Annotated in this window: 10 protein-coding genes; 5 read left to right on the forward strand and 5 right to left on the reverse strand. The window is 72.3% G+C overall.

From position 1 onward, the window contains the following. Nucleotides 1-389: 389 nt before the first annotated feature. The gene (locus FRW57_RS12145; protein ID WP_137122820.1) at nt 390-719 is read left to right on the forward strand and encodes a cupin domain-containing protein; all 330 of its coding nucleotides are present in this window, start codon (nt 390-392) and stop codon (nt 717-719) included. 63 nt (nt 720-782) lie between these two features. Here FRW57_RS12145 and FRW57_RS12150 read toward each other — a convergent pair whose 3' ends face one another. Further along, nucleotides 783-1,079, reverse strand: a complete 297-nt coding sequence (locus FRW57_RS12150) for a Fe-S cluster assembly protein HesB (RefSeq protein WP_137122819.1) — start codon at nt 1,077-1,079, stop codon at nt 783-785. Nucleotides 1,080-1,190: 111 nt separating this feature from the next. On the opposite strand from FRW57_RS12150, the gene FRW57_RS12155 reads away from it, so the two are divergent. From FRW57_RS12155 to FRW57_RS12170, 4 genes are all read left to right on the forward strand, one after another. Beyond that, nucleotides 1,191-3,026: an AMP-dependent synthetase/ligase gene (locus tag FRW57_RS12155; RefSeq protein ID WP_137122818.1), complete on the forward strand. Its 1,836-nt coding sequence runs from the start codon at nt 1,191-1,193 to the stop codon at nt 3,024-3,026. 66 nt (nt 3,027-3,092) lie between these two features. Next, nucleotides 3,093-4,115: an App1 family protein gene (locus FRW57_RS12160; protein WP_137122817.1), complete on the forward strand. Its 1,023-nt coding sequence runs from the start codon at nt 3,093-3,095 to the stop codon at nt 4,113-4,115. A gap of 152 nt (nt 4,116-4,267) precedes the next feature. Next, nucleotides 4,268-5,128, forward strand: coding sequence for an Fpg/Nei family DNA glycosylase (locus FRW57_RS12165; RefSeq protein WP_137122816.1), 861 nt, complete (start codon nt 4,268-4,270; stop codon nt 5,126-5,128). A gap of 30 nt (nt 5,129-5,158) precedes the next feature. Then, complete coding sequence (locus FRW57_RS12170) at nt 5,159-5,491, forward strand: rhodanese-like domain-containing protein (protein ID WP_137122815.1); 333 nt, start codon at nt 5,159-5,161, stop codon at nt 5,489-5,491. Nucleotides 5,492-5,509: 18 nt separating this feature from the next. On the opposite strand, the gene FRW57_RS12175 is transcribed toward FRW57_RS12170, so the two are convergent. The 4 genes from FRW57_RS12175 to FRW57_RS12190 form a co-directional block, all read right to left on the reverse strand. Next, entirely contained in the window at nt 5,510-5,821 is a 312-nt protein-coding gene (locus FRW57_RS12175) for a protease inhibitor I42 family protein (protein ID WP_137122814.1), read from the reverse strand. Nucleotides 5,822-5,960: 139 nt separating this feature from the next. Beyond that, nucleotides 5,961-6,443, reverse strand: coding sequence for a hypothetical protein (locus tag FRW57_RS12180; RefSeq protein ID WP_137122813.1), 483 nt, complete (start codon nt 6,441-6,443; stop codon nt 5,961-5,963). 24 nt (nt 6,444-6,467) lie between these two features. Then, nucleotides 6,468-7,586 carry a C1 family peptidase gene (locus FRW57_RS12185; protein WP_137122812.1) on the reverse strand — a complete coding sequence of 373 codons (1,119 nt, stop codon included), beginning with the start codon at nt 7,584-7,586 and terminating at the stop codon, nt 6,468-6,470. A gap of 116 nt (nt 7,587-7,702) precedes the next feature. Beyond that, nucleotides 7,703-9,341: CHAT domain-containing protein (locus FRW57_RS12190; RefSeq protein ID WP_152186095.1), on the reverse strand; the 1,639-nt coding region annotated here is incomplete at its 5' end.

Here is a 9,341-nt window from a genome sequence, read left to right on the forward strand (position 1 = left end):
CTCCACGGGTGCCGTGCCGCCTCCGGCGCCTCCTGTGCCCGCCGGCGGCGCTCCTCGCGCTGCCGCTCGGCTGCGAACGCCTGCTCGGCGCGCTCGCGGCGGTAGGCGTTCTCGATGATGGTCAACGTGGTGCTCGTGCGATACATGACTGGCTCCTGGGGACTCGAGGTGATGTCCTCGACACTGCCCGTCTGAGGTAGCCCGCCGCATCGGGCGAACGTCGTATCTGTGCCGGCGTCGTCGAACAGGGCACCTCAGGCCGACCCGACCGAAAGGCCCGGTTCCCCCTGTCCTCCCTCGCCGTCCCCAACTACGGTGGCACGGTATGCCGTCACTCACCGGTGGCGATGGACGCCGCCCACGGGGGTGGCCCGGAGAAAGGTGGTGCGATGCAGAGGATCTCGCTCGAGGCCCTGGCCCGTCAACAGCTCGAGGCCGCGGCTCGTTCCGGCGGTGGCCGTGCTGCCGACACGGTCTACGGCGGGCACGAGAAGGTGCTGCGCCAGACGGTCATCGCCCTGACCCAGGGGTCCACGCTCGCGGAGCACGAGAGCCCGGGGGACGCCACCCTGCTCGTGCTGCGCGGCCGGGTGCGGCTGACCGCCGGGGAGGAAGGCTGGGAGGGCCGGGACGGTGACCTGATCATCATTCCCGAGACCCGGCACGCGGTCGAGGCGCTCGAGGACTCCACCTTCCTGCTCACCGTGGCCAAACGTTGACCCGGACGGTGAGACGACGAGACCCCCGACCGGCGGTGGCCGGACGGGGGTCTCGAGTGGAGCTCAGACCTGCGGCGTCTCCTGGATGCCGATGCTGAACTGCACCGCACCGGCCTGGTCGACGGAGGCGTCGAGCACCTTGTCGTCCAAGGAGGTGGCTGCCTCCTGCTCGAGGAAGATCCGCGCGGGGCCGTTCTCGACGACGGTGTCGCCGGGCTCGGGGGCCTCGGCAGGGGCAACCGCCAGCGCGTTCTGGTCGGACCCTTCGTGACTGATCCGGAGGCCGGCGCCGTCGGCCTGGCTGTTCTGCTCGGTGATGGCCTGCACCACCGTGGTCGCGTTCTCGGTGAGCGTGAGCACAAGACTCTCCTGTCCGATAGAAAGTGGGACACCTCCACCCTGCGTGATCTGCCGCCCGATCTCAAACTGGCGGCAGGTTACGCGCGCGTAGGTGGTCGGTAACATGTCGTGATGCAGCAGAAGACCCCCTCCGCCAGCCCGTGGTGGTGGCACGAGCACCGTCCCTCCAGCCTGGCCGACATCGTGCCCGAGAACGCCCGCCGCCACCCCGCGCGCGTCGTGCTGAACCGGTGGCGCGACCGCGCCTGGCAACCGGTGACGGCGGCGCAGTTCGACGCCGAGGTCCGTGAGATCGCGCTCGGCTTCATCGCGAGTGGCGTGCGGCCTGGTGACCGGGTCGCGCTGATGGCCAGGACGTCATACGAGTGGACTCTCGTGGACGCGGCGCTCTGGGCGACCGGCGCGGTGACCGTGCCGGTCTACGAGACGTCCTCGGCCGAGCAGCTCGCGTGGATCCTCACCGACTCGGGCGCCGTCGCCTGCGTCCTCGGCACTGCCGGCCACGCAGCCCGGCTCGCCTCGCTCGAGGGCCGCGTGCCGGCCCTGCGCGACCACTGGGTGATCGAGGCCGCCGACGGGCAACCCGGGCTGCCGGATCTCGTCGAGGCAGGACGCGCCGACGGCACGGACGCCGCCGAGCTGGAGCGACGGCGCAAGGCGCTCACGCCGGAGACCCTCGCGACGATCATCTACACGTCGGGCACGACGGGTCGCCCCAAGGGGTGCGAGCTGACGCACGGCAACTTCCTGGCCGAGATCATCAGCGCCATCGACTTCCTGCCGGAGCTGTTCGAGGAGGACGACGCGGCCACCCTGCTGTTCCTGCCGCTCGCCCACGTCTTCGGCCGGATGATCCAGACCGCGGTGCTGCTGGCCGGGGTGCGGACCGGGCACACCGACGTCGCCCGCATCACGCGCGATTTGCCGACCTTCCGCCCCACGTTCGTCCTGGCCGTGCCCCGGGTCTTCGAGCGCGTCTTCGACGGCGCCCAGCGCAAGGCGGCCGCGGCGGGCAAGGAGCGGATCTTCTCGATGGCGGCGGACACCGCGATCGCCTACAGCACCGCCCTGGAGACCGGCCGCCCCGGGCCGCTGCTGCGAGCGCGCCGGGCGCTCTTCGACCGGCTCGTTAATCACAAGATCAAGGACGCGCTCGGCGGCCAGACCTCCTGGGCCGTCTCGGGCGGTGCAGCGCTCGGGCCACGGCTGGCGCACTTCTTCCGCGGCATCGGAGTGACGATCCTCGAGGGTTACGGTCTCACCGAGACCACCGCGGCCGCGACGGTCAACACCCGGGCCGCGACCCGGATCGGCACGGTCGGACGCGCGTTGCCTGGCTTCGAGGTGCGGATCGCGCGTGGTGGAAGCACGGATGGCGAGGTGCTCGTGCGCGGTGACCACGTCTTCCGCGGCTACTGGGGCAACGAGGAGGCCACCGCGGCGGTCGTCGACGACGAGGGCTGGTTCCACACCGGCGACCTCGGCCGCCTCGACGATGACGGCTACCTGACCATCACCGGCCGCTCCAAGGAGATCCTGGTGACCTCCTCGGGCAAGAACGTCTCCCCCGGCCCCCTGGAGGACGTCATCCGTGGGCACGCGCTGGTCAGCCAGGCGATGGTCGTCGGCGACGAACGCCCGTATGCCGCGGCGCTCCTCACGCTCGATGCCGAGTCGGTCACCGACTGGCTCGAGCGACGGGGCGCCCCGGACCGGCCGATCGACGAGCTGCGAGAGGACCCCGCCCTGCTCACCGAGCTGCGCACGGCCGTCGACGCCGCCAACGAGACGGTGTCGGACGCGGAGGCGGTCAAGCGCTTCCGGGTGCTGCCGGGTGACCTCACCGAGGAGTCCGGACACCTCACGCCCACGCTCAAGCTCAAGCGCGCCGTCGTGATGCGCGACTTCGCCGACGAGGTCGAGGCGCTCTACGCGAAGCGCCGCTGAGATCGGCGACCGACCCACCCAGCCCGCGAGCCCCCGAGAGGCGAGCGGACGTCATACGGTGTGGGCATGGCCCGCCCGCACGCCGCAGCGCTGATCGAGGACGTGCTGCACCGACCCGTGGACCTGGTGCTGCGCCGCTTCGGGTGGGAACCGCGGATCGTGCCGGGCACGGGCTATGGCGCGACCGGGTTCGTGCGGGTGCTGGCGCGGGTCATCCTGTCGCGGCAGACCGACGCGCCCCGGCCGGAGGTCGCCCAGACCAGGCGGGGATGGCGCAACTTCCTCACCTCGCCGGCGGTGGGTGTGCCCGTCATGGTCCGGGCGGGTGAGGCCGTCGCCCGCACGGTGACCGACCGGAGCGGTTACGTCGACGTGGTGCTCGCCGACCACGGGCTCGCCCCCGGGTGGCACGACGTGAGCATCGAGGTCGAGCAACGGCCCGCCGTCGCGGCGCCGGTCTGCGTGATCGGCCCCGACGTGACCTTCGGGCTGGTCAGCGACATCGACGACACGGTGATGGTGACCGCGCTGCCCCGTCCGCTGATCGCTGCGTGGAACTCCTTCGTGCTGCACGAGCAGGCGCGCCACGTGGTGCCCGGGATGGCACAGCTCTATCGCGAGCTGCTCGACGAGCATCCGGGCGCACCGATCTTCTACCTGTCCACCGGGGCCTGGAACACCGCGCCGACGCTGAGCCGGTTCCTGCAGCGGCACGGCTACCCGCTCGGCCCGCTGCTGCTGACCGACTGGGGCCCGACCAACACGGGATGGTTCCGCAGCGGCCAGGAGCACAAGCGCGAGTCGCTGCGACGGCTGGCGCGCGAGCTGCCGCAGATCCGCTGGGTGCTCGTGGGCGACGACGGCCAGCACGACCCGAGGATCTACGGTGACTTCGCCCGCGCCCACCCCGACCTGGTCCAGGCGATCGCGATCCGGCAGCTGACGCCGGGTGAGCAGGTCCTGTCGCACGGCCTCCCGGTCGCCAACGAGGACTTCGCGCACCACGGTCCGCGACCGGTGCCGATCTACCGGGCCGGGGACGGATTCGGACTGGGCCGGGCCCTCGCCGCCGCCCGCCGCGCCGGCTGACCCACCACCCACCGCTCCCACCGGCCTGTGCTCACCCCGGGCCGCTTTGCTCGGCTCAGACCGGTCCCCGGGGTCGCGAGAGCGGCCTGGAGCGCGCAAACCGGTCCGAAACGAGCACGCGCCGCGGCGGCGCGATGGGCCAGACTGTGCCTATGCCGGAGCTACCCGAGGTGCAGGCCCTCGTCGACTTCCTGCGGACGCGGACCGACGGCCTCGCCGTCACGGGGGTCGAGCTGGGTTCGATCAGCGTGCTCAAGACGTATGACCCGCCGCCCCAGGCGCTCACCGGCCTGCCCGTCACCGGCGTCGAGCGGCACGGCAAGTTCCTCGACCTCGAGGCCGAGGGCTTGCACCTGATCTTCCATCTCGCCCGCGCCGGGTGGCTGCGCTGGACCGACCAGATGAAGCCGACGGTGCTGCGTCCGGGCAAGTCGCCGATCGCGTTGCGCTGCCGGTTCTCCGACGGCTCCGGGTTCGACCTGACCGAGGCCGGCACCCGCAAACGACTGGCCGCCTATCTCGTCACCGACCCGCAGCAGGTGCCGGGCATCGCGACGCTCGGCCCCGACCCGCTCGCCGACGACTTCGGAGAGCAGGAGTTCGCGGCGCTGCTGGCCGGCCGCCGCACCCAGGTCAAGGGCCTGCTGCGCGACCAGAGCTTCCTCGCGGGGGTCGGCAACGCCTACTCCGACGAGATCCTGCACGCCGCCCGCCTCTCCCCCTTCGCCCTCGCCTCGAAGCTGACCGACGAGGAGGTGGCGCGCCTCTACGCCGCACTCCGCGACACGCTGGTCCACGCGGTCGAGACCGCCTCCGGCAAACCGGCCAAGGAGCTGAAGGACGCCAAGCGGGCCGGCATGCGGGTGCACGGGCGCACCGGCGAGGTCTGCCCGGTCTGCGGTGACGTGGTGCGCGAGGTGTCCTTCGCCGACTCGTCGCTGCAGTACTGCCCGACCTGCCAGACCGGGGGCAAGCCGCTCGCCGACCGGCGGATGTCTCGGCTGCTGAAGTAGTGCGGCGCGTCGATTTGAGAGGATGGGGGCATGACCGGCATACCCCAGATCGACGTGACCGACGTGACCGACGACGCCACGCTGCTGGACGTTCGCGAGCCCGACGAGTGGCAGGCGGGCCACGCCCCCGGCGCCGTGCTCATCCCCCTGCGCGACCTGCCCGGACGCCTGGCCGAGGTCGCCGCGATGGGCGAGGGGACCCTCGCGATCGTGTGCCGCAGCGGTCACCGCTCCGGTCAGGCCACCGCCTGGCTCACCCGACAGGGGTATGACGTCACGAACGTCGCGGGCGGGATGCAGGCCTGGCAGCGTGCGGGCAAGGCGATGGTCACCGAGTCGGGGGCCGAACCCCGGGTGGCCTGACCCGCCGCGCAGCTGCCGTCAGGCGCGGATGACCGAGATGGACAGCTCGCGGACCTCCGCCGGGCTCTCCTCCCACGGTCGCGACAGCGTCAGCAGCAGGACCCCGGTGCCCGGGCCGGCCGCCTCGAAGCGGAACGAGCGAGCGGCGGCTCCACCCGGCATACCGGCGGGTGCGGTGCGGTCGCCCCTGGGCTCCAGGTTGTCCGGGACCGCCGCGGTGGTCCACAGGTAACCAGCGCCCCCGGGCTGCTTGAGCCGCACCTCGAGCGCGTCGCCGGGGTGCAGGGTCGCGGCCGCCCCTGACGCGGGGTCCTCTATGACGTGACGCATCTCCACCTCCGGCGCTCATGGGGTGCCGGACAGTCCGGCACCCTCTCCACACGTGCTCCACACGTGGCTGCACCGGCAGGTGCCGCGCTGCCCACGACACCTGCCGGTACGTCCTGTCCCCCGCGGGGACGGTCCGGTCTCACCAGACGTACATCGTCCCGATCACGCCGGCCGAGTCCACGGCCAGGTCCGGCGCCGAGCCGGTCGCGCGGGCGTGAGCCGCGAGCAGCGTCATCGTCGTCGAACCGGTGTCGGTCAGCGTGCTGAGCTTCTTCCAGCCCGCGGTCTGCAGGTGGGCCCACGCGTTGCGGTTGCTCTGCTCCGCCCACAGCGCCACCACCTTCTGGCCGCTGAGGCCGGCGCGTGCCGATGTCGCGCTCGCCGCTCCCCCGAGCTGCGGAGGCGTCATCGTCGGCGCCGGGCCGGACCCGTCGAGGGCGACGGTGTCGACCTGGTCGGTCACCGTGTCCTGCACGAGGTCCTGCTCCTGCTCGGACAGGTCGTGGGGTGCCGGTGCGCCGGCCGCGGTGCAGATCTCGGCCTTGCCTGGTGCAGGGGCCGCGCTGGCACTGGTCTTGCTCGTGCGGGCCCTGCTCGTGCGGGTCTTCGTGCTGCTGGGCATGGCGTGCTCCTCGTGCTCTGCCGGTCAGTAGGCGTAGGTCTGGGTGATGAGGCCGTCGTCGGAGTAGGCGTTGACGTAGGCGCTCTTCTCCTTGGCGGTGAGCAGGTCGTCGAACATCGCCACGTGTGCGGTGCCGGACGTGCCGCCGACGTGCAGCCAGCCGTTGTCCTGGACGTAGACCCAGCCGTTACGGTCGTGGCCGGTGCAGTAGCCGCCGAGGACCTTCTTCGCGTCGGTCCACCTGCGCACGGTGGCTCCGGTGACGGCGATGTTGGACCAGGTGTCGACGTAGCACTCGCCGTACCTGATCAGCCCGTAGCCGTTCATGCCCCAGCCGGTGCCCCAGCTGTTCTTGACGATCCAGGCGCCCTGCGCGTCGTCGTAGCCGATGATGGCGAGGCAGTGGCCGCCCTCCTCCCGGCCCGAGGCCTGCTCGTAGACGCCGGAGCGGTAGCTGAAGAAGTCGGTGTAGACGATGAGGCACCCGGTGACGGGGCCCGTCGCGAGCAGGTGGGCCTTGATCTGGTCGACCTTGTTCGTGAGGTCCTGGGTGCCCGTGGCCTTCGCGCGGTGCTGGCTCCAGCCGGCCGGCAGCGAGCCACCGTTCGAGTTGCCGGCCGAGTAGGGCCACTCGGCCTCGAAGGTGATGCCGCCGGTGGTGCAGAACGTCAGCGCCGGCAGTGGCATCCACCCGGTGTCACAGGTGACGCCGACCGTCGAGCCGTAGCCGTAGTAGAGGTGTGCCTCGGACAGGTCGATGTCCATGGACGGGACGCGCGGACCGTAGCGCGCGGTACCTTCCATCACCGCGACCGACGCGAAGGCCACGCAGGACCCGCACGCGCCCTGGTCACGGATGCCGCTCACGTAGTTCTGCCCGCTGACGTTGCGCAGGTCGAAGGAGGCCGGCAGCGCCGCCACGTCCGCGAGGGGGCGCGCCCCCCGCACAGTTTCGCGCACCGCAGCGGCTCGCTGTTCCAGCGTGGCCCGGTGGGCCTTGTCCGGGAGCGGCACCCCGAGGCGGCGGCCACGTTCCTTGCTGGTCAAGCGGGTCAGGTGGTTCTCCTCCGCGACCCAGGGGTGCTGCTTCTGCTCGAGCGCGGCGCGCACCGCGCCGACGTCGATGCGTTCCTGTCCTGCCATGGTGCTGCCTCCTCGATGCACCCCCGGTGGGTGTGGCTGACACGGAGGAGGAGGGCTCGTGACCGTCGCTGATACGACGCGGGGGGAGCCGTCATGACGGGCCGCTGACGGGTCGGCTACCAGCCGGCTCCGAAACAGATGAAGGGGCAGGGGGCCTCGTCCGCAAGCCCGGCGGTGACGGCCGCGAGCGCCTCCGCGGGCGGGCGGCCGGCGGACAGCCCCTGGTGGATCCCGCCGAGCACCTCGCTCGCGACGTCGTCGTCCACGCTGGCCGGTGAGGCGATGACCACGTGCGCCCCGGCGTGCAGCCAGGCCGCCGTCATACCGACCGCCTCCTCGCCCCAGCGCATCGACGACCGGCCGACCTCACAGGCGGAGAGCACGACCGTGGACGGGATCGAGGCGAGCCGGTCGATGTCGTAGCCGAACCACGGACCGTCGGCCAGCTCGAGACCGGAGAAGAGCGGGTTGTCCGCCGCGTGCCGGCCGTGTGCCGCCACGTGCAGGACGTCCACGTCGGCAGCCAGGGCCGAGACCGAGGCGGCGTCGGCGTCCGGGCCGACGAGCGTGCGGTGGTGGCGCCAGGCACCGGACGCCCGCCGGATCTCCTCCTCCGCCCGACGGACCCGAGGGCCGGCCACGAAGCCTGCCCTCCGAGGAGGGGAGGCCACCCGGTGGAGGTCGAGCCACAGGCTCGCCGACCGCGGCACGGTCACCGGACGGCCGCGCAGGCTGGGCAGCATCGACCAGGGCGTTCCGGCGAGCGCGCCCGCCGGAACGAGAACGACCGGACCGTCGCCGATCGGTCCGAGCGAGCCGGTCAGGTGCTGGTCGAGCTCGGCGAGGCGGGCGTGCAGGCTGCGGGTGACCACCTGCCGCATCGGACCGGGCAGGTGCGTCGCCGCCATGTCGAGGTCGGCCTGCATCCCTTCGAGCAGGCGGCGGACCGGCCCGAAGTCGCCGAGGTCGACCAGCCGTGGGGGTCCCGCGCCCGCGACGAGCGCGTGCAGGTGCTCGGCCACGAACACGTGGGCGATGAGGACGCCTCCCAACGGCTCGAGCTCGGCCATCACCCGCATCAGGTCGACAGGCTCGGTGACGACACCGGATCCGGCGCCGTGCCAAGCTCGTTGACGGATGGTGGCGCGCAGGGCAGCGGCCCGCCTGCGCTCGGGGGCCGCCGTCGCGCCTGACTTCTCGGCGGCCCGGATCGCGGCGTGCAGCTCACGCAGCTCGATCAGGAGCTCGGCCGTCTCGGGGTCTGCGGGTGGACGCATGGGCGCGACCTGGCTGGCCAGCGCACGGGCGCGCTCGGCCCACTCGAAGACCGTCGTGGGCCGGCCGTCCTCCAGCGCCAGGGAGAGCCCGTGGAAGGCGAGCCGCTGGCCGTGCCGCACCAACGAGGTCTGCAGGTCGAGCGAGCCGAACGATGCCTGCCAGTCGAGCAACTCCCGCAGGCCCTGGCGGACGTGACCCAGTGCATGCACGCGCCGGCCCTGCGCGGCGGCCAGCTCGGCGCGGACCTCCCGGCCGAGCAGTCGGTGCTCCAACGGTGAGGTGGGGCCGACGCGCACCGTCGAGATCACGGTGCGGGCGAGCGCGGGTTCGTGGCGGGCCAGCGCAATCCGCGCGGACTGGAGGGTCAGCGCGCCCGCCTCCTGGCGCAGCCCGTGCCGGCGCAGGGCATCCGCGACCTCGGTCACCTGCGGCAGCAGTGCCGCGTCGTGACGGCCGGCGAGGATGTCGGCGGTGAAC

The sequence above is a fragment of the Segeticoccus rhizosphaerae genome (assembly GCF_009192725.1).
Lineage (GTDB): Bacteria > Actinomycetota > Actinomycetes > Actinomycetales > Dermatophilaceae > Segeticoccus > Segeticoccus rhizosphaerae.

Bases quoted from the DNA above. Each gene is read 5' to 3' on its own strand.
- FRW57_RS12145 (WP_137122820.1), top strand. From the start codon at position 390: ATGCAGAGGATCTCGCTCGAGGCCCTGGCCCGTCAACAGCTCGAGGCC.
- FRW57_RS12155 (WP_137122818.1), top strand. From the start codon at position 1,191: ATGCAGCAGAAGACCCCCTCCGCCAGCCCGTGGTGGTGGCACGAGCAC.
- FRW57_RS12160 (WP_137122817.1), top strand. From the start codon at position 3,093: ATGGCCCGCCCGCACGCCGCAGCGCTGATCGAGGACGTGCTGCACCGA.
- FRW57_RS12165 (WP_137122816.1), top strand. From the start codon at position 4,268: ATGCCGGAGCTACCCGAGGTGCAGGCCCTCGTCGACTTCCTGCGGACG.
- FRW57_RS12170 (WP_137122815.1), top strand. From the start codon at position 5,159: ATGACCGGCATACCCCAGATCGACGTGACCGACGTGACCGACGACGCC.
- FRW57_RS12175 (WP_137122814.1), bottom strand. From the start codon at position 5,821: ATGCGTCACGTCATAGAGGACCCCGCGTCAGGGGCGGCCGCGACCCTG.
- FRW57_RS12180 (WP_137122813.1), bottom strand. From the start codon at position 6,443: ATGCCCAGCAGCACGAAGACCCGCACGAGCAGGGCCCGCACGAGCAAG.
- FRW57_RS12185 (WP_137122812.1), bottom strand. From the start codon at position 7,586: ATGGCAGGACAGGAACGCATCGACGTCGGCGCGGTGCGCGCCGCGCTC.